This is a genomic window from Sphaerotilus sp. FB-3 (assembly GCF_023706025.1).
Classification (GTDB): domain Bacteria; phylum Pseudomonadota; class Gammaproteobacteria; order Burkholderiales; family Burkholderiaceae_C; genus Sphaerotilus; species Sphaerotilus sulfidivorans.
Map to the genome: position 1 here is coordinate 223,693 of NZ_BQWE01000016.1, position 18,611 is coordinate 242,303.

Below are 18,611 nucleotides of genomic sequence, written 5' to 3' on the forward strand. Positions count from 1 at the left end.
AATCCGTGCGGGGCGTGATGAATTTCTCGATCCGCTGATGCGCCAGCGCCGCCAGCCCTGGCGCGGATTGCCCCCGGCCGGGTCGATGACGACGGAGCCGGCAGGCGTGGGGACCGTGCAGCTCAGAGCCGCCGATGCTCCAGCGCCGGCAGCCGGGTGCGAATCTCGGCGGTGCGCTGCTCGTCCAGCGTGGCGACGACGATGCCTTCGCCCTCGGGGAGTTCGGCGACGATCTGGCCCCAGGGGTCGACGATCATCGAGTGGCCCCAGGTGCGGCGGCCGTTCTCGTGCTGGCCGCCCTGCGCGCTGGCCAGCAGCCAGCACTGGTTTTCCACCGCGCGGGCGCGCAGCAGCAGTTCCCAGTGCGCCTGGCCGGTGGGCCAGGTGAAGGCGGCGGTGACGACCATCAGGCTGCACGGCGGGCTGGCGAGCTGGCGGTACAGCTCGGGGAAGCGCAGGTCGTAGCAGAGGGTGACGCCGGTGCGGTGCGCGCGGCCGTCGCGGGCGGTGATGTCCAGCGCCAGCGGGGCGTGGCCGGCGCGCAGCGTCGCGGCCTCGTCGTGGCGGCGCTCGCCGTCGTCGAAGCGGAACAGATGGATCTTGTCGTAGCGCCCGGCGCGCCGGCCCTCGGGGTCGAAGACCAGCGTGGTGTTGGTGGCGTGATCGGCGTCGCCCGGCACCGCCAGCGGCAGCGAGCCCGCCACCAGCCAGACCCGGTGGCGCGCCGCGATCTGCGCCAGCCGGCGCTGGATCGGCCCGTCGCCATCGGGCTCGGCGATGGCCAGCTTGTCGCGGTCGCGCAGGCCCATCAGGCAGAAGTATTCCGGCAGCGCCACCAGCTCGGCGCCCTGCGCGGCGGCCTCGGCCACCCGCGCCTCGGCGCGGTCGAGGTTCTCGTCCGGGCGCGGGCCCGAGACCATCTGGACGGCGGCGATCTTCATGCTCATGGCGTGCGTGGCTCCTGCGGCGAAGAAGAGGACGACGAAGACGACGACGACGGCGGGGGCGCGGCGCCCTGGTCGGGACGCGGGCGCGCGCCGGTGCTGCGGTCGACGCTGGTCACGTCCGGCGTGTCCCAGCGTCCGGTGATGCGGAACTCGCGGGTGGCGGCGTCGGCCAGCGGGCCCTGCAGCACCATCTGCGTCAGCAGCGTGCCCAGGCCGACGGCCGGATTGATCACCGCATAGGCCAGCGAGGCCGCGCCGGCGTTGAGGTCGGGCACCACCCAGACATGCAGATCCTGCGTTTCCTGCGCCAGACTGGTGCTGCCCTCGGTCAGGATCATCGCCTGCAGTCCGCGGATGCGCAGGTTGCGGGTGCTGGCCTGGCCCTGGCGAATGGCGATGTCGCCGTCGATGCGGTCGAAGCCGAAGCCGCTCTGGAACAGGTCGCGGAAGTCGAGCAGGAAGCGCCGCGGCAGCGACTGCAGGCTCAGCACGCCCAGCAGCCGCCCGGCGCCCGGATCGGCCTGCGGAAAGCGCCCCTGGTCCAGATCCAGCCGCAGATGGCCGCCGAGCCGTGCGGTGGCGTAGTCGGTCGGCGTGCCGGGCCACTGGATCTGGCCGCCGAGGTGGCCGCGTCCGCCCTGCATCTGCCCCGGCCAGCCCAGCGCGTCGAGCAGCGCGCCGCCGTCGATCAGGTCCAGGCGGAAGGTCAGCCGGGTCTGGCCGGTCGGGTCGCCGGTGGCCACCGGCGCGGTGCCGGGCAGCCACAGCCCGACCGCCTCCAGACGCGCCTCGGGCCGCAGCAGGGCCAGGCGGTCGATCAGCCAGCCGCCGCTGGCGCGCGGGCCGGCGCGCAGCTCCAGCCGCCCCAGCGGCTTGCCGGCGAACTCGACCGCATCGGCCTGCAGGTCGATCTGCGGCAGGCGCTGCGCGGTGCCGGTCGTGCCGGTGGCGTCGGCGCCGGGCGAGGCGGGCGCCACCGGCTCGGCGCCGGCTTCGGTGTGCGGCGTCAGCATCAGCCGCGACAGCCGCGCGCGCAGCGCGGCCGGGCGCTGGCGGGCGGGTGCGGCGGCGGTGTATTCGGCCTCGCCGTCGAGCTGATCGGCCTGCAGGCGCATCAGCCAGCGGTCACTGCGGGTGGCGTCGCGCTGCAGCTGGGCCTCGACCCGGTCGAAGCGTCGCCCGCCCAGCGTCAGCCGCTCGGTGCGCAGCTGGATGCGGCCGGGCAGGGGGCCGGGATCGATGCTGCTGGCGTTGCTGGCGTTGGTGGCGTTGCTGGAGGCGGCCGGTGCGGGGGCGGCCGGCGCTGCCGCGCCTGCGCGCCAGTCGGCCGGGGCCTCGTGATGCAGCCACTGCTGCCAGCGGTCGAGCGACAGCGCCGGCAGCGCCACCAGCGCATCGACGCCGCGCGCCGGCCAGGCGCGGGGATCCTGGCCCTCGACGGTGGCCTCGCCCAGCGCGATGCGGCCGCGTCGCACCGCGCCACTGCCGTCGGCCTGGGCGTCGCGCAGATAGCCGACCTGCAGCAGCGGCCGGGCCACGCTGCCGGCCTCGACGCGCAGCAGCTCGGCGCCATCGGGCGCCGGCTCCAGCCTCACCCGCAGCGGCAGCGCCTGCGCGGCCGGCTTGGCCAGCGGCGCCGGCAGCGGCGAGCGCACCCCGACCAGATCGCTGTCGATCGCCAGCCGGGTGCCCAGCCGGCCCAGGCCCAGCTCGATGCGGTAGTCGGCCTCGCCGTCGAAGGGCTGCAGCAGCGAGCGCAGCACCGCCGGCTCGTCGAGCGCGCGCAGGCCCTCCAGGCTGGCACGGCCCTGACCGCTCAGCCGCACCTGGCTGTCATCGCCCAGCCGGCCCGCGAACTGCAGCGGCCCGCCGGCCACCTGCGCCCGGGCCTCGAGCACCCTGAAATCGCGCTCGCTGAACTCCAGCCGGCCGTCCAGCCCGGTCAGCTCCGGCGTGTCCGGCCGCATGCGCAGCCGCGCCTGCTGCAGCTCGACCCGGCCGCGCACGGTGGTGCGTTCGGCCTCCAGCACCGGAATGGCCAGATCCAGCGCCAGCCGGCTCTCGCCTTCGGCGCGCACCGGGGTGAACAGATGGTCCAGCCAGCCGTCGATCGGGCTGTCGACCAGATAGCTCAGCATGTCGGCGGCCGGGCCGCGGCCCTGGCCGGAGAGCTTCAGCACCGGGTCGTGCACGAAGTCGGCGATGCCGCCCTCGACGCCCTCGAGCTGGAAGCGGCCGCTGCCGGTCTGGCCCAGCCGGCCGCGGGTGTCCTCCAGCGTCAGCCGGTTGCCGTCGATGCGCAGCCGCCCCGACACCTCGGAGAACAGCGGCCAGCGGCTGCCCGGCGCGGCATCGAAGCCGACCTGCTCGAAGCGGCCCTCGATCAGGAACTGCCCGGGCTCGTCGCGGCCGGTGTAGGGAAAGTCCAGCACCGCGCCGCGCACCCGCGAGCGCACCTCGCGGGCCTGGCCCTCGCGCAGCGCGTTGGCCAGGTAATGCCGGGTCGAGGCGCCGATGCCCAGCGGCAGGTAGCGGTGCACCCGCTCGGCGCGCAGCGTGTCGACCCGGGCCTCCATGTCCAGATGGCCGGGCAGCCAGCCGTCGCGGCCGAAGCGCTCGCCGCCGGGCGGGCCGCTCTTCCAGCGGCCGGAGAACTCGCCCTGGCCGTCGGCGGTGGCGAAACGCGCCTGGCGCACCTCGACCGAGATGGCCGGGCGGGCCTGCGGCTGGCTGCGCTGCAGCGTCCAGCGCACCTCGGCCTGCAGCCGCTGCACCGGCACCCGGGGCTCCTCGAAGACGCCGGGAAACTCGAGCGCGCCGTCGCGGCCCATGCGCACGCCGGCGCGGCCGCCGCGCTCGGTGGCCTCGAAGTCGACCCGCGCGCCGTGCAGGCCGGGGCGGCCGGGCGTGGCGGTGCGCTCGAGCTGCGCGGTGGCCGGCTCGGCGCTCAGGCCGAGCTGCTCGGCCTGGCCGCGGGCGCGCCAGCGTGTCGGCAGTTCGGCCTCGCCGCTCCAGTCGTAGCGCAGCTGGTGCACCCGGCCGCTCGGGCGGGTCTCGGCCAGCAGGCGGCGCATCGGCCCGCCCAGCGGCATGGCCTCGGCCGAGCGCGCCAGCAGCGCCAGATCCAGCCGCGAGGCCGCGAAGGTGCCGCCCTGCCACGCGCCGGGCCGGCCCTCGAGCGTCAGCGTCAGATCGGTGTCGGGCCAGTGCGCGGCCTCGCGGCCCTGGCCGTCGGCCGGCAGCTCGAAGGACAGGCCGCGGGCGCGGATGCGGCTGCCGTCCTCGCCGCGCTCCAGCTCCAGCCGCCCGGCGATGCGGTGCAGCGTCAGCGGCGGCAGCGCCTGGGCCAGCCGCAGCGCCACCGCCTCCAGGCGCAGGTCCAGCCCGGCCTGCGCCAGGCCGCCTTCCTGCACCGTCAGCCGGCTGCCGAGCTGGCCGCGTCCCTCCATCAGGTCGAAGGGCAGGTCGATGTGGCGGCGCAGCCGGCCCACGTCCACATGCGGCCAGTCGGCGCGGATCTCGCCCGACCAGCGCCGCCAGTCGCCCGGTGCCAGCCAGCGCGAGGCCGACAGCAGCGGCCCGGCCAGATCGGCGCTCAGCGTGAAGCGATCCCCCCAGCCTGCGGGGGGCGTGGCCTGCAGCCGCGCGACATGGCGGCCCAGGCGGTTGCCCAGCTCGATGTCGACATCGCCCAGCTCCAGCAGCCCGGCCTGCGGGCGCAGCGCATCCTGCCAGCGCAGCCGCGCGTCCTGCAGCCGGATGTCGGGCTGGCTGAAGAGCCAGTCGGCCAGCGCGCTGCTGCCGTCGTCCGCGTCGCGCCGATCGTCCGCCGGCGCGATCGGCAGTCCGGCGAGCAGGATGCGGCCCTGCGCGTCGCGCTGCATGTCGAGCACCAGCGTCTGCAGCACGATCCGGTCCATGCGCGGCGCCCAGCCGCGCTGCGGCAGCGGAATCAGCGAGCCGGGCGTGATGCGCAGCTCGGCGCGGCCCAGCTGCAGCGCGGCGCGGCCCTGCGGGTCGAGCAGCTGCACGCCGTCGAGCCGCAGCGTCGGCGCCCAGAGGTCCCCCAGCACCTTGATGTGCGTGATCTGCACTTTCATGCCGATCGTCTGCGAGGCCCATTGCGCCAGTCGAGGTCGCCAGAGGTCGGCGCGCGGCAGAATCCCCCGTTGCAAGGTCAGCCATGCCGCAAGCACGATGATGCCCAGGCCTGCTGCCGTGCCGACCAGTCCGCGCAGCAGGCGAGGCATCCTGCCTGTCGAGGCGGATCCGGAAGTGTCGGCAGTCGGGATCGGATCGGCGAGCGCGTCGGGCGATCGGGGAGGGGCAGACATGAACGCAGCGAGCAGCACAGGCGCCGGCAGGATGGAAGCAGAGAAGCTAGCACAGACCCGAATGAATTCGATCGATACCCTTCCGCAGGCGCAAGATCCGACGCCGGCCCTCATGGCCCGCGCGGACCACAGCCGCTATGTGCAGCGCGTGCGCCGCGTTCGCGGCGATTCCCTGGCCTGGCTGCCCCCGGGCGAGCCGGTGCGCGAGACGATGGAGGCCGCGCTGCAGACGGTGCTGGCGCAGGGCCGCCCGCTGGCCTCGGCGCTGCGCATCGTGCGCCAGCTGGTGATGGAGCGCCTGGTGGTGCTCGATGTCGAGCAGCAGGCCTCGGTCGAGACCGTCACCCGCGCGATGACCGAGCTGGCCGAGGTGACGCTGGAGGCCGCGCTGGCCTTCGCCCGCGCCGAGCAGGACGAGCGCCACGGCGCGCCGCGCACCGCCACCGGCGCGCCGATCGACTTCTGGATCATCGGCATGGGCAAGCTGGGCGCCCGCGAGCTCAATGTCTCCTCCGACATCGACCTGATCTATGTCTACGAGGAAGACGGCGCCACCGCCGGCCGGGCCGACGGTGCAGGCGTCATCTCGGCGCACGAGTACTTCTCGCAGGTCGCGCGCACGCTGCGTGCGCTGATCGGCGACCTGACCGACGACGGCTTCGTCTTCCGCGTCGACCTGGCGCTGCGCCCGAACGGCAACTCCGGCCCGCCGGTGGTCAGCCTGGCGATGCTGGAGGAGTATTTCCTGGTGCAGGGCCGCGAGTGGGAGCGCTTCGCCTGGCTGAAGAGCCGGGTGGTGGCGCCGCGCGAGGCGGTCACCTCCGGGCGCGCGCGCGCGCTGCGCGACGTGGTCACGCCCTTCGTCTACCGCCGCTATCTGGACTACGGCGTCTTCGAGAGCCTGCGCCAGCTGCACCAGAAGATCCGCGACGAGGCGATGCGCCGCGCCGCCGGCCGGCCCGAGCGCGCCAACGACGTGAAGCTCTCGCGCGGCGGCATCCGCGAGATCGAGTTCATCGTGCAGCTGCTGCAGGTGGTGCGCGGCGGCCAGTTCCCCGAGATCCGCACCCGCCCGACGCTGAAGGCGCTGCAGCGCCTGGCCGGGGTCGGCCTGATCCCGCAGGACACCGCCGACCGGCTGGCCGCGGCCTATACCTTCCTGCGCCAGGTCGAGCATCGCATCCAGTATCTGGATGACCAGCAGACACATCTGTTGCCGACGGTCGACGTCGATCTGCGCTGGATTGCCGCCTCGATGCGGCTGAGCTGCAACGCCGAGGCCTGCGATCTGCTCGACGCGCTGTGCGCGCACCGCGAGCTGGTGGCCACCGAGTTCGATGCGCTGCTGCACGAGGGGCGCAGTTCGCCGCCCCGGCCGGGCAGCAGCGGCGGCACCTGCCGCGGCTGCTCCGGCCCGCCGCCGACGCTCGACAGCCCGGTGCTGCTCGACGGCCTGTCGCCGGAGCTGGCGGCGCGGCTGAAGCTGCTGGTCGATTCGCCCCGGGTGGCGCTGCTGCGCGACGAGGGCCGGGCGCGGCTGGCGAAGCTGCTGATGCGCGCGCGCCGCCTCAGCCGCGACATGCCTGGCATCGGCGACACCGCGCTGCTGCGCTTCATCGACTGGATCGAGCCGCTGCTGCGCCGCGACAGCTATCTGGCCTTGCTGGCCGAGCGCGGCGAGGTGCTGGGCCGGCTGCTGCGTCTGCTGGGCCTGGCGCGCTGGCCGATGCGCTACCTGATGCTGCATCCGGGCGTCATCGACGAGCTGGCCGATGCACGGCTGCTGGGCGAGCGCTTCGAGCCGGGCGCGCTGTCGCGCGATCTGGAGGCCCGCCACCAGGCCTGGGTGCGCTCCGGCGAGGCCGACGAGGGCGAGCTGCTCGACACCCTGCGCCGCGCGCACCATGCCGAGACCTTCCGCACGCTGGTGCGCGATGTCGAGAGCGAGATCAGCGTCGAGCAGGTCGCCGACGACCTCTCGGCGCTGGCCGACGCGATGCTCGACCTGACGCTGTCCTGGGCCTGGCGCCATCTGCGCCAGCGCCACCGCGAGCAGCCGCGCTTCGCGGTCATCGCCTACGGCAAGCTCGGCGGCAAGGAGCTGGGCTACGGCAGCGATCTCGACATCGTCTTTCTCTACGACGACGACGACGAGCGCGCGCCCGAGGTCTATGCGGCCTTCGCGCGCAAGGTCATCACCTGGCTGTCGCTGCGCACCGCCGCCGGCGCGCTCTACGAGATCGACACCGCGCTGCGGCCGAACGGCAACTCCGGCCTGCTGGTCACCTCGATCGAGGCCTTCGCGCGCTACCAGCAGGGACGCGGCAGCAACACCGCCTGGACCTGGGAGCATCAGGCCATCACCCGGGCGCGCTGGTGCGCGGGCGATGCCAGCCTGGCGTCTCGCTTCGAGGAAGTGCGCCGCGCGGTGCTGACCGCGCCGCGCGACCAGGATGCGCTGCGCCGCGAGATCGCCACCATGCGCGAGCGGGTGCGCGAGGCCCATCCGGTGCGACCGACCCGCTTCGACCTGAAGCACGGCCGCGGCGGCATGATGGACATCGAGTTCGCGGTGCAGTGGCTGGTGCTGGCGCACAGCGCCGCGCATCCCGAGCTGCAGGACGATGTCGGCAACATCGCGCTGCTGCAGCGGGCCGAGCGGGCCGCGCTGCTGCCGGCCGGCGTGGGCCTGGCGGCGGCCGATGCCTACCGCGAGCTGCGCCGCGCCCAGCACCGCGCGCGCCTGGACGAGGCCAGCACCCAGACCGAGATCGCCGAACTCGGTGCGCTGGCCGCGCACCGTCAGGCGGGGCTGGCGCTGTGGCGGGCGGTCTTCGGCTGAGTGACCGGCTCTGGAGCGCGGTCGGGCTGCTGCTGGTGCTGCCGGCGCTGCTGGTCGGCACCGGGCCGGGGCTGGCGCGGCAGGTGCTCACCTGGCAGCCGGCGCTGGCCTGGGCCGAGCCCTGGCGCTGCTGGAGCGCCGCCTGGGTGCATTTCAGCCTGATGCATCTGGGCGCCAATCTGGCCGGCGCGCTGCTGCTGCTGCTGCTGGGCCATGTCGCGCGGCTGCCGCGCGAGGCGGCGCTGGCCTGGGCGCTGGCCTGGCCGCTGACCCATCTGGCGCTGCTGGCCGAGCCGGCGCTGCTGCGCTATGGCGGACTCTCCGGCGTGCTGCATGCCGGCGCGGCGGTGGCGGCGGTGGCGCTGCTGGTCCAGCCCGGGCGGCTGCGCGCCGAGCGCGGGCTGGGCGCCGCACTCGGTCTGGGGCTGGTGCTGAAGGTGCTGAGCGAGCAGCCCTGGGCGGTGCTGCAGGTGCAGCCGCCGGGCTGGGACATCCGCATCGCGCCGCTGGCGCATGCCGCCGGGCTGCTGTGCGGCCTGCTGGCCGCGGGGCTGCTGCTGGCGCTGCCCGCGGCGCTCGGGCTCAGATCTCGACCTTCGAGCCCAGCTCGACCACCCGGTTCGCCGGCAGGCTGAGGAAGTCGGCCGCGGCCGCCGCGTTGCGGTGCATGTTGGCGAAGAGCTTCTCGCGCCACAGCGACATGCCCTCGCCCAGCGTGGGCATCACGATGTCGCGCGACAGGAAATAGCTGGTGTCCATCGGGTCGAGCGGCACGCCGCGGCCCTGCAGCAGCTTGAGCGCCTCGGGCACGTCGGGCTCGTTCTTGAAGCCGAAGTTCAGCGTCACCTGCCAGCAGTCATGGCCGAGCGGCTCCATCGTGATGCGCCGCTCGAAGCCGATCCACGGGATGTCGTGGTGGCGCACCGTCACGAACAGGTTGTGCTCGTGCAGCACCTTGTTGTGCTTGAGGTTGTGCATCAGCGCATTGGGCGTGATGTCCGGCTCGGCCGACAGGAAGACCGCGGTGCCCTGCACCCGCAGCGGCGGGCTGACGAAGATCGCCTCCAGGAAGGTGCGCAGCTCGATCGCGTCGTCGCGCAGCCGGTGGCTCATCAGCGCGCGGCCCTGGCGCCAGGTCAGCATCAGCGTGAACATGCCGATGCCGATCACCAGCGGGAACCAGCCGCCGCCGAACAGCTTGAGCATGTTCGAGGCGAAGAAGGCGATGTCGATGACGAAGAAGAAGCCGGTGGCCGCCACGCACAGCGGCAGCGGGTACTTCCAGCCGTGGCGGATGACGAAGAAGGTCATCACCGTGGTGATCGTCATGTCCAGCGTCACCGCGATGCCATAGGCCGAAGCCAGGTTCGTGGACGACTTGAACAGCGCCACCGCCAGCACGATGAACAGGTACAGCCCCCAGTTCACGAAAGGGATGTAGATCTGGCCCAGGTCCTTGACCGAGGTGTGCAGGATGCGCATGCGCGGCAGCAGACCGAGCTGGATCGCCTGTCGGGTGACCGAGAAGGCGGCGGTGATCAGCGCCTGCGAGGCGATCACGGTGGCCGCGGTGGCCAGCCCGACCAGCGGCAGCGCGGCCCAGTCCGGCGCCATCATGAAGAAGGGGTTCTCGATCGCCGCCGGATCGCGCAGCAGCATCGCGCCCTGGCCGAAGTAGTTGACGACCAGCGCCGGCATCACCACGCCGTACCAGGCGATGCGGATCGGCCGCTTGCCGAAGTGGCCCATGTCGGCATAGAGCGCCTCGCCGCCGGTCACGCACAGCACCACGGCCCCGAGGCCGATGAAGGCCACCAGCGGGTGGCCGACGAAGAAGCCGATCGCATGCCGCGGATCCAGCGCCACCAGCACCGCCGGGTGCTCGATCACATGCGGCAGGCCCAGCGCCACCAGCACGCCGAACCACACCAGCGTGATCGGCCCGAAGGCGCGGCCGATGCCGCCGGTGCCGAAGCGCTGCACCGCGAACAGCCCGGTCAGCACCAGCAGGGTCAGCGGCAGGATGAAGGGGTGCAGGCTGGGCGCCGCGACCTCGAGGCCCTCCATCGCCGACAGCACCGAGATGGCCGGCGTGATGACGCCGTCGCCATAGAAGATCGCGGTGCCGAACATGCCCAGCATCAACAGCACGCCGTGCAGGCGAGGGCGGTCGCGCACCGCATGGGTGGCCAGCGCGAGCATCGCGATCAGGCCGCCTTCGCCGTTGTTGTCCGCGCGCAGGATCAGCAGCACGTACTTCAGCGAGACGATGATCGTCATCGTCCAGAAGATCAGCGACAGCACGCCCAGGATGTTGTCGGGCGTGACCGGCACATGGCCGGCGTGGAAGACTTCCTTCAGCGCATAGAGCGGGCTGGTGCCGATGTCGCCATAGACGACGCCAAGCGCGCCGAGGGTCAGCAGCGCCAGGTCGCGGCGGGAGCCGGGCTGCTGCGAGTGGGATGAGCTCACCGGAGGAGGGCGGATCGTGACATTCGCCAGTGTTCGCAAGTCACGATTGTGCGCCTGCCGTGCGGTCTTGCGCACGGTCGGTGTGGCGCCGAACCCTCAGGTCCGACGCCCGGGTTCAGCGGCCCTGATTCAGGGGCTCGGGTTCAGCTGCCGAGCAGCGGCAGCAGGCCCCCGCGCTGGTCGAGCGCGATCAGGTCGTCGCAGCCGCCGACATGGGTGTCGCCGATGAAGATCTGCGGCACGGTGCGCCGGCCGGTGATCTCCATCATCTGCATGCGCTGCGCGGGATCGAGATCGATGCGGATCTCCTCGATCTGCGCCACGCCGCGCGCCTGCAGCAGCTGCTTGGCGCGAATGCAGTAGGGGCAGACCTGGGTGGTGTACATCCTGACGGGGTTCATGGCGTGGTGCGGTGAGGCTGCGGGTCGGAGAGGCCTGATTGTCGGCCCGGATGGCCGGGCCGTGTTTCAGGCGGTCTTCTCGACCGGCAGGCCGGCCTCGCGCCAGGCGGCCAGGCCGCCCTCGAGCACATGCACCCGCTCGTGGCCGAGCTTGCGTGCGACCGCCGCGGCCTTGCGCGCCCGCATGCCCGAGGCGCAGACCAGCACCAGCGGCAGCGTCTTGTTGGTCGGCAGGCCCTTGGCACCTTCCAGCTGGCCCAGCGGAATGCTGCGCGCGCCGCCGATGTGTCCTGCCGCGAACTCGGCCGGCTCGCACACGTCGATCACCACCGCCTTCTCGCGGTTGATCAGCTGCACCGCGCCGTTCGGGTTGACGGCATCGGCGCCACCGCCCTTGCCGAGGTTCGGCAGCATCAGCGCGGCGCCCGAGGCGATCGCGGTCAGCAGCCAGATCCAGTTGTCGAGAAGGAAGTTCACGGAAGTTCGGCGTCGGACGGGGCCGCGCGCAAGGGTTGGCAAGGGTGCGGATTATAGAATTCGCGCCGATTGCAACCCGACGACGACCGACTGCCATGTACAAGCTTGTGCTGATCCGCCACGGCGAATCGACCTGGAATCTGGAAAACCGCTTCACCGGCTGGACCGATGTCGAGCTGACCGCCACTGGCGTCGAGCAGGCCCGCCAGGCCGGCCGCCTGCTCAAGGAGGCCGGCTACGAGTTCGACGTGGCCTACACCTCGGTGCTCAAGCGCGCGATCCACACGCTGAACCACTGCCTGGACACGATGGACCGCGACTGGCTGCCGGTCGTCAAGGACTGGCGCCTGAACGAGCGCCACTACGGCGGCCTGCAGGGCCTGAACAAGGCCGACATGGCCAAGCAGTACGGCGACGCGCAGGTGCTGGTCTGGCGCCGCAGCTACGACACCCCGCCGCCGGCGCTGGCGTCGGATGATCCGCGCGGCCAGCGCCAGGATCCGCGCTACGCCCGGCTCGCGCCCGAGCAGGTGCCGCTGACCGAGTGCCTGAAGGACACGGTCGCGCGCGTGCTGCCGTTCTGGAACGAGGCGATCGCCCCGGCCATCCGCTCCGGCCAGCGCATCGTGCTGGCGGCGCACGGCAATTCGATCCGCGCGCTGGTCAAGTACCTGGACAACATCGGCGACGATGACATCGTCGGCGTGAACATTCCCAACGGCATTCCGCTGGTCTACGAGCTGGACGCCGACCTCAAGCCCATCAAGTCCTACTACCTGGGCGATGCCGAGGCCGCCGCCAAGGCCGCCGCCGCGGTCGCCAACCAGGGCAAGGCCTGAGCCCGATCACGGATTCGTCGGTGATTGAACCCGGATCCGGATCCCGGTACGCTGGAAACCCTTCTGTTTCAGCGCCGCTTCCAGCCGGGGCTGCAGCTGCCTGAGCTTGGCGGCGACGGCCGGGTTGCCGGCCAGCATCGTCCAGCCCTCGTCATCGGACGGGCCGCTGCGCACATGGCGCAGCAGCGCGGCCGGCAGAAGCGGGCGCACCGCTTCCATGCGCGCGCCCGACTGGGCCAGCCGCTGCTGCAGCCGCTGCAGCGGCTCGCACTGGTTCAGCGCCCGCTGCAGTGGCAGCGGGTCCGGCACCGAGACTGAGGCGCCCGGCGCGGCACGAGGAACGAAGCGACGATGGATATCCTGATCACCCATGGCAGACTGGCCCGCACGCGCTCCCTGCACCTGCGGCCGCTGCAATTGTGGCTGATGCTGGGCGCGCTGCTGCTGGCGCTGCTGCTGCTGTCGGGCACCGTCTATCACTTCGTCTTCCTGAAGGCGGTGCGCGAAGGCTGGCCGGTGGTCAGCCAGATCGTCGGCCCGGTGATCGGCCGCGATGCGGTCGACCGCGAGCGCTACCTGCGCGAGAACGTCGAGGCGATGGCGCTGCAGCTCGGCGAGCTGCAGGCCAAGCTGCTGAAGATCGAGGCGGTCGGCGAGCGGGTGTCCGGACTGGCCGGCCTGAAGAACGAGGAGCTGCGTGCGCTCGACGAGGCGGGCCGCGCGACCTCGCAGGCCAGCCCCGCTGCTTCCGGGCCGGGCGGCGGCCCCTTCGTGCCGGCGCCGTCCGGCGGCGGCGCCGCCCGGCTGGAGCAGCTGATGCAGCAGATCGAGCTCGAGGCCGATCGCCAGTCCGACCTGCTGGTGCTGGCCGAGTCCCGGCTGCTGTCGCGCCGGCTCGAGCAGATGCTGGTGCCCAGCATCCGGCCGGTCGAGGTCGCCATCGGTTCGGGCTTCGGATTCCGCATCGATCCGTTCAACGGCCGCACCGCGCTGCACACCGGGCTGGACTTCGCTGCACCGGTCGGCACGCCGATCCGCGCGGCCGCGGGCGGTCGGGTCATCGAGGCCCAGCATGACGGCGCCTATGGCCTGGCGCTGAAGATCGACCACGGCCAGGGTCTGGTCACCCGCTATGCGCACAGCAGCGAGATCCTGGTGCGTCCGGGCGAGCTGGTGCGCCGCGGCCAGACGGTGGCGCGCGTGGGCAGCACCGGCCGCTCGACCGGGCCTCATCTGCATTTCGAGGTGCTGCTCGAGGGCGTGCAGCAGGATCCGGCGCGCTTCCTCGCGCTGGGCGAGCGGCTCGACGCCGATCTGCCACCCCGGCCCGGGGAGGCTCTGCCCGGCTCCGGCAGAGTTGCAAAAGGCCGGTGATAAACTCGAAATCCGTCCGAGGGCACGCCTGACCAGGTGTGCCGGCCTGGCCTGCCGCGCTGCTCTAACCCGGCCGCACCTCAAACCACCTTGTTCCCGGATCCTGCGGCAAGGGCTGAACCGCCGCGGGTCCTCTGCACGTCGCGCACGATTCCGTTCATGTTGCCCAAGCTCCTGACCCAGATTTTCGGCAGCCGCAATGACCGCCTGCTCAAGCAGTACCGGCGTGTGGTCGAGCGGATCAACGCGCTCGAGCCCCAGTTCGAGAAGCTGAGCGAGGACGAGCTGCGCGGCAAGACCGCCGAGTTCCGCCAGCGCGTGGCCGCCGGCACCTCGCTCGACGACCTGCTGCCCGAGGCCTTCGCGGTGGTGCGCGAAGGCGGCAAGCGGCTGATGAAGATGCGCCACTTCGATGTGCAGCTCATCGGCGGCATGACGCTGCACAACGGCAAGGTCGCCGAGATGCGCACCGGCGAGGGCAAGACGCTGATGGCGACGCTGCCGGTCTACCTGAACGCGCTGTCGGGCAAGGGCGTGCATGTCGTCACCGTCAACGACTACCTGGCCTCGCGCGATGCCGAGACCATGGGCCGGCTCTACAACTACCTCGGCCTCACGGTGGGCGTGAACCTGCCCAACATGCCGCGCGAGGCCAAGCAGGCCGCCTACGCCGCCGACATCACCTACGGCACGAACAACGAGTTCGGCTTCGACTACCTGCGCGACAACATGGTCTACGAGACGGCCGACCGCGTGCAGCGGGGGCTGAACTTCGCCATCGTCGACGAGGTGGACTCGATCCTGATCGACGAGGCGCGCACGCCGCTGATCATCTCGGGCCAGGCGGACGACCGCACCGACATGTACCTGCGCATCAACGCGGTCGTGCCGCACCTGAAGAAGCAGATCGGCGAGGCCGATCCGCGCACCGGCGAGGGCGTGATCGAGCCGGGCGACTTCACCGCCGACGAGAAGACGCACCAGGTCTTCCTGACCGAGGCCGGCCACGAGAAGGCCGAGCAGCTGCTGGCCGAGGCCGGGCTGTTCGCGCCGGGCGCCTCGCTCTACGACGCGGCCAACATCACGCTGGTGCATCACCTCTACGCCTCGCTGCGCGCGCACCACCTGTTCAACCGCGACCAGCACTATGTCGTGCAGAACGGCGAGGTGGTCATCGTCGACGAGTTCACCGGCCGCCTGATGAGCGGACGGCGCTGGTCCGACGGTCTGCACCAGGCGGTCGAGGCCAAGGAAGGCGTGAAGATCCAGGCCGAGAACCAGACGCTGGCCTCGATCACCTTCCAGAACTACTTCCGCATGTACGCCAAGCTCGGCGGCATGACCGGCACCGCCGACACCGAGGCCTACGAGTTCCAGGAGATCTACGGTCTGGAGACGGTGGTGATCCCGCCGAACCGGGCGATGATCCGCAAGGACGAGCTCGACCTGGTCTACAAGACCGACAAGGAAAAGTACGATGCGGTGGTCGCCGACATCCGCGACTGCTTCGAGCGCGGCCAGCCGGTGCTGGTGGGCACGACCTCGATCGAGAACTCCGAGCAGGTCTCCGAGCTGCTGAAGAAGGCCGGGCTGCCGCACCAGGTGCTCAACGCCAAGCAGCATGCCCGCGAGGCCGACATCATCGCCCAGGCCGGCCGGCCGAAGATGGTGACCATCGCCACCAACATGGCCGGTCGCGGCACCGACATCGTGCTGGGCGGCAGCATCGAGAAGCTGATCCAGCAGGTCGAGGCCGATCCGGCGCTGTCGGAGGCCGACAAGGCCGCCCGCGTCGACCAGCTGCGCGTCGAGTGGAAGGAGCTGCACGAGCAGGTCAAGAAGCTCGGCGGCCTGCGCATCGTCGCCACCGAGCGTCACGAGAGCCGCCGCATCGACAACCAGCTGCGCGGCCGTGCCGGCCGCCAGGGCGATCCGGGCTCCTCGCGCTTCTACCTGTCGCTGGAGGATCCGCTGATGCGCATCTTCGCCGGCGACCGGGTCAAGGCGATCATGGACCGCCTGAAGATGCCCGAGGGCGAGGCGATCGAGGCCGGCATCGTCAGCCGCTCGATCGAGAGCGCGCAGCGCAAGGTCGAGGCGCGCAACTTCGACATGCGCAAGCAGCTGCTCGAGTACGACGACGTCGCCAACGACCAGCGCAAGGTGATCTATCAGCAGCGCAACGAGCTGCTCGAGCAGACCGAGATCTCCGCGCAGCTCGCCCATCTGCGCCGTGGCGCGCTGACCGACGTGGTGCGCACCTTCGTGCCGGCCGAGAGCGTCGAGGAGCAGTGGGACATCGACGCTCTCGAGAAGGTGCTGCGCGAGGAGTGGCAGCTCGAGATCGGCCTGAAGGCCCTGGTCGAGGCCAGCCATGAGCTCGACGATGCCGACATCGTCGAGAAGGTGGTCGCCGCCGCCGATGCGTCCCATGCCGCCAAGATCGCGCAGGTCGGCGAGGAGCAGTTCAACAACTTCGGTCGCATGGTGCTGCTGCAGTCGATCGACAGCCACTGGCGCGAGCACCTGGCCGCGCTCGACTACCTGCGCCAGGGCATTCACCTGCGCGGCTATGCGCAGAAGAACCCGAAGCAGGAATACAAGCGCGAGGCCTTCGAGCTCTTCAGCCAGCTGCTCGATGTGGTAAAAATGGATGTCAGCCGCGTGCTGCTGACGGTGCGCATCCAGTCCCAGGACGAGGCGGCCCGTGCGGCCGATGCGATCGAGGCGGTGGCGGAGCGGGTCGGCAATGTCACCTACACCCACCCGAACGAGGATGGCAGCGTGTCGCAGGATCCGGCCCAGCCGCTGCCCGAGCACCTGATGCAGCGTGTCGGCCGCAACGATCCGTGTCCCTGCGGCAGCGGCAAGCGCTTCAAGCAGTGCCACGGCAAGCTCGCCTGATTCCCCGCAGGTCGGCCTGACCGGCATGAAAGAGACAGGGGCCTGCGGGCCCCTTGTCGTTTTCTGCCGGACCGCGCGCCTGCCCGTGCTTCACCTTTCGACAGCAGGACCGTCGCCGATGACCCCAGACACCTTTCGCCACAGTCCCGAGATCCTGCCGGGGCGCCGCCTGCGGCTCGAGAAGATCCATGCGCGCCATGCTCCGGCGCTCTACGCCAGCGTGCGCCGCTCGATGCCCGAGCTCGACTACATCGCCTGGGGCCACCAGCGCTGGGACGAGGAGGCCGCGCGCCGCCACTGCGAGAGCACCCGCGAGTGGATCCTCACCGAAGGCGAGGGCGTGAGCTATCTGGCCTTCGAGTACGACACCAGCACCTATGTCGGCTGCGTCGACCTGCACAGCGTCGACTTCGGCGTGCCGCGCTGCCAGATCGGCTTTGTCGGCTGCAGCCGCCAGCGCGGCCGGGGCCTGGTGCGCGAGGCCGCGCTCACGCTGATGGACTGGGCCTGGCGCCAGGGCATGGCCCGCATCGAGGTCTGGTGCGATGTGCGCAACACCCGTTCGCTGGCCTTCGCCGAGAGCCTGGGCATGCTGCGCGAGGGCCTGATGCGCCAGGTCGAGCGCGACGGCCGCGGCCTGCTGTGCGATCACCATCTGCTGGCGCGCCTGGCCGGCGATCCGGTGCCGGATCCGCTGCCTACAATGCCCGCGCGCCCGGCCCGTGCCGATTCCGATCCGGCCGTGGCCTGAATTCCTCCTCATCTGCCCACCGACCGACTGCCATGCCCGTCAACCTCTCTGCTCCGAATCCCCAGGATCTGCACCCGGTCGCCGGCGTGCAGCTCGGCATCGCCATGGCCGGCGTGCGCAAGGCCAACCGGCGTGACCTGACCGTCATCACGCTCGCTCCGGGCTCCAGCGTCGCCGGCGTGTTCACGAAGAACCGCTTCTGCGCCGCGCCGGTGCAGATCTGCCGCGAGCACCTCGCCGCCGGTCCGGCCAAGCGCGCCATCGTCATCAACACCGGCAACGCCAACGCCGGCACCGGCGACGACGGTCTGGTGCGTGCGCGCTCGGTCTGCCTGGCGCTGGCCAAGGCGCTGGAGATCGCGCCCGAGGAGATCCTGCCGTTCTCGACCGGCGTGATCATGGAGACGCTGCCGAGCGACCGCATCCAGGCCGGCCTGCCGGCCGCGCTGGCCGACGCCCGGGCCGACCACTGGGCGGTCGCCGCCGAGGCGATCATGACCACCGACACGCTGCCCAAGGCCGCGTCGCGCCAGGTCACGATCGGCGGCAGGACCGTGACGGTCACCGGCATCAGCAAGGGCGCCGGCATGATCCGCCCGAACATGGCGACGATGCTGGGCTTCGTTGCCACCGACGCGGCGATCGATCCGGCCCTGCTGCAGCCGCTGGTGACCGAGGCGGCCAACCTCAGCTTCAACCGCATCACCATCGACGGCGACACGTCCACCAACGACTCGTTCGTGCTGATCGCCACCCACCAGGCCGGCAATGACACGATCACCGCGCTGGATTCGGCCGAAGGCCGGGCGCTGCGCGATGCGGTGGTGGCGGTGTCGCAGCAGCTCGCGCAGGCGATCGTGCGCGACGGCGAGGGCGCGACCAAGTTCATCGCCGTCACCATCGAGGGCGGCCGCACCGAGGCCGAGTGCCTGCAGGCCGCCTACGCGATCGCGCACTCGCCGCTGGTCAAGACCGCCTTCTTCGCCAGCGACCCGAACCTGGGCCGCATCCTGGCGGCGGTGGGCTACGCCGGCATCGACGATCTCGACCAGACCCTGATCGACCTGCACCTCGACGACGTGCATGTGGTCCACCAGGGCGGTCGCCGTCCCGAGTACCGTGAGGAAGACGGCCAGCGCGTCATGAAGCAGACCGAGATCACCATCCGCGTCGGCCTGAACCGCGGCGACGCGCAGGCCACCGTCTGGACCTGCGATCTGTCGCACGACTATGTGACGATCAACGCCGACTACCGCAGCTGATCGTCGGC

13 protein-coding genes are annotated in these 18,611 nt (G+C 71.6%); 7 read left to right on the forward strand and 6 right to left on the reverse strand.

The features are described 5' to 3' along the window. Positions 1–122: 122 nt before the first annotated feature. Positions 123–941, reverse strand: a complete 819-nt coding sequence (locus NFT33_RS09280) for a carbon-nitrogen hydrolase family protein (RefSeq protein WP_251674916.1) — start codon at positions 939–941, stop codon at positions 123–125. A 2-nt stretch (positions 942–943) separates the two neighbouring features. Then, a complete protein-coding gene (locus tag NFT33_RS09285; protein WP_251674803.1) occupies positions 944–5,197 on the reverse strand; it encodes a YhdP family protein in 4,254 nt (1,417 codons plus the stop codon). A 196-nt stretch (positions 5,198–5,393) separates the two neighbouring features. Here NFT33_RS09285 and glnE point away from each other — a divergent pair, with 196 nt between their 5' ends. Further along, positions 5,394–8,123: a bifunctional [glutamate--ammonia ligase]-adenylyl-L-tyrosine phosphorylase/[glutamate--ammonia-ligase] adenylyltransferase gene (glnE, locus tag NFT33_RS09290; RefSeq protein WP_251674805.1), complete on the forward strand. Its 2,730-nt coding sequence runs from the start codon at positions 5,394–5,396 to the stop codon at positions 8,121–8,123. Continuing rightward, positions 8,102–8,758: a rhombosortase gene (gene rrtA / locus NFT33_RS09295; protein ID WP_220787054.1), complete on the forward strand. Its 657-nt coding sequence runs from the start codon at positions 8,102–8,104 to the stop codon at positions 8,756–8,758. Before glnE ends, rrtA begins: the two co-directional genes overlap by 22 nt. Here the strand turns inward: rrtA and NFT33_RS09300 are convergent. The 3 genes from NFT33_RS09300 to NFT33_RS09310 form a co-directional block, all read right to left on the reverse strand. After that, positions 8,706–10,595: a potassium transporter Kup gene (locus tag NFT33_RS09300; protein WP_251674807.1), complete on the reverse strand. Its 1,890-nt coding sequence runs from the start codon at positions 10,593–10,595 to the stop codon at positions 8,706–8,708. The two genes, rrtA and NFT33_RS09300, sit on opposite strands and share 53 nt — an antisense overlap. A 143-nt stretch (positions 10,596–10,738) precedes the next feature. Next, positions 10,739–10,996 (reverse strand): glutaredoxin 3, encoded by a 258-nt coding sequence (grxC, locus tag NFT33_RS09305; RefSeq protein WP_149502486.1) that lies wholly within the window; start codon positions 10,994–10,996, stop codon positions 10,739–10,741. 66 nt (positions 10,997–11,062) lie between these two features. Then, complete coding sequence (locus NFT33_RS09310; RefSeq protein WP_149502487.1) at positions 11,063–11,473, reverse strand: rhodanese-like domain-containing protein; 411 nt, start codon at positions 11,471–11,473, stop codon at positions 11,063–11,065. A 95-nt stretch (positions 11,474–11,568) separates the two neighbouring features. On the opposite strand from NFT33_RS09310, the gene gpmA reads away from it, so the two are divergent. Continuing rightward, positions 11,569–12,312 (forward strand): 2,3-diphosphoglycerate-dependent phosphoglycerate mutase, encoded by a 744-nt coding sequence (gpmA, locus tag NFT33_RS09315; RefSeq protein ID WP_251674809.1) that lies wholly within the window; start codon positions 11,569–11,571, stop codon positions 12,310–12,312. Positions 12,313–12,318: 6 nt separating this feature from the next. Here the strand turns inward: gpmA and NFT33_RS09320 are convergent, their stop codons facing one another. Next, positions 12,319–12,684, reverse strand: coding sequence for a hypothetical protein (locus NFT33_RS09320; protein ID WP_241462048.1), 366 nt, complete (start codon positions 12,682–12,684; stop codon positions 12,319–12,321). Here NFT33_RS09320 and NFT33_RS09325 point away from each other — a divergent pair. From NFT33_RS09325 to argJ, 4 genes are all read left to right on the forward strand, one after another. Next, positions 12,664–13,686: a M23 family metallopeptidase gene (locus NFT33_RS09325; protein WP_251674811.1), complete on the forward strand. Its 1,023-nt coding sequence runs from the start codon at positions 12,664–12,666 to the stop codon at positions 13,684–13,686. The two genes, NFT33_RS09320 and NFT33_RS09325, sit on opposite strands and share 21 nt — an antisense overlap. Before the next feature lie 159 nt (positions 13,687–13,845). Next, a complete protein-coding gene (secA, locus tag NFT33_RS09330) occupies positions 13,846–16,590 on the forward strand; it encodes a preprotein translocase subunit SecA (RefSeq protein ID WP_251674813.1) in 2,745 nt (914 codons plus the stop codon). Between the two features lie 118 nt (positions 16,591–16,708). After that, complete coding sequence (locus tag NFT33_RS09335; RefSeq protein WP_220787060.1) at positions 16,709–17,341, forward strand: GNAT family N-acetyltransferase; 633 nt, start codon at positions 16,709–16,711, stop codon at positions 17,339–17,341. A gap of 32 nt (positions 17,342–17,373) precedes the next feature. Continuing rightward, the gene (argJ, locus tag NFT33_RS09340) at positions 17,374–18,603 is read left to right on the forward strand and encodes a bifunctional glutamate N-acetyltransferase/amino-acid acetyltransferase ArgJ (protein WP_220787061.1); all 1,230 of its coding nucleotides are present in this window, start codon (positions 17,374–17,376) and stop codon (positions 18,601–18,603) included. Positions 18,604–18,611 lie beyond the last annotated feature (8 nt).

What these genes read in the sequence shown, in the direction of transcription:
- NFT33_RS09280 (WP_251674916.1), bottom strand. Translation starts at nt 941, where the DNA reads ATGAAGATCGCCGCCGTCCAGATGGTCTCGGGCCCGCGCCCGGACGAG.
- NFT33_RS09285 (WP_251674803.1), bottom strand. Translation starts at nt 5,197, where the DNA reads ATGCCTCGCCTGCTGCGCGGACTGGTCGGCACGGCAGCAGGCCTGGGC.
- glnE (WP_251674805.1), top strand. Translation starts at nt 5,394, where the DNA reads ATGGCCCGCGCGGACCACAGCCGCTATGTGCAGCGCGTGCGCCGCGTT.
- grxC (WP_149502486.1), bottom strand. Translation starts at nt 10,996, where the DNA reads ATGAACCCCGTCAGGATGTACACCACCCAGGTCTGCCCCTACTGCATT.
- gpmA (WP_251674809.1), top strand. Translation starts at nt 11,569, where the DNA reads ATGTACAAGCTTGTGCTGATCCGCCACGGCGAATCGACCTGGAATCTG.
- NFT33_RS09325 (WP_251674811.1), top strand. Translation starts at nt 12,664, where the DNA reads ATGGATATCCTGATCACCCATGGCAGACTGGCCCGCACGCGCTCCCTG.
- NFT33_RS09320 (WP_241462048.1), bottom strand. Translation starts at nt 12,684, where the DNA reads ATGGGTGATCAGGATATCCATCGTCGCTTCGTTCCTCGTGCCGCGCCG.
- secA (WP_251674813.1), top strand. Translation starts at nt 13,846, where the DNA reads ATGTTGCCCAAGCTCCTGACCCAGATTTTCGGCAGCCGCAATGACCGC.
- NFT33_RS09335 (WP_220787060.1), top strand. Translation starts at nt 16,709, where the DNA reads ATGACCCCAGACACCTTTCGCCACAGTCCCGAGATCCTGCCGGGGCGC.
- argJ (WP_220787061.1), top strand. Translation starts at nt 17,374, where the DNA reads ATGCCCGTCAACCTCTCTGCTCCGAATCCCCAGGATCTGCACCCGGTC.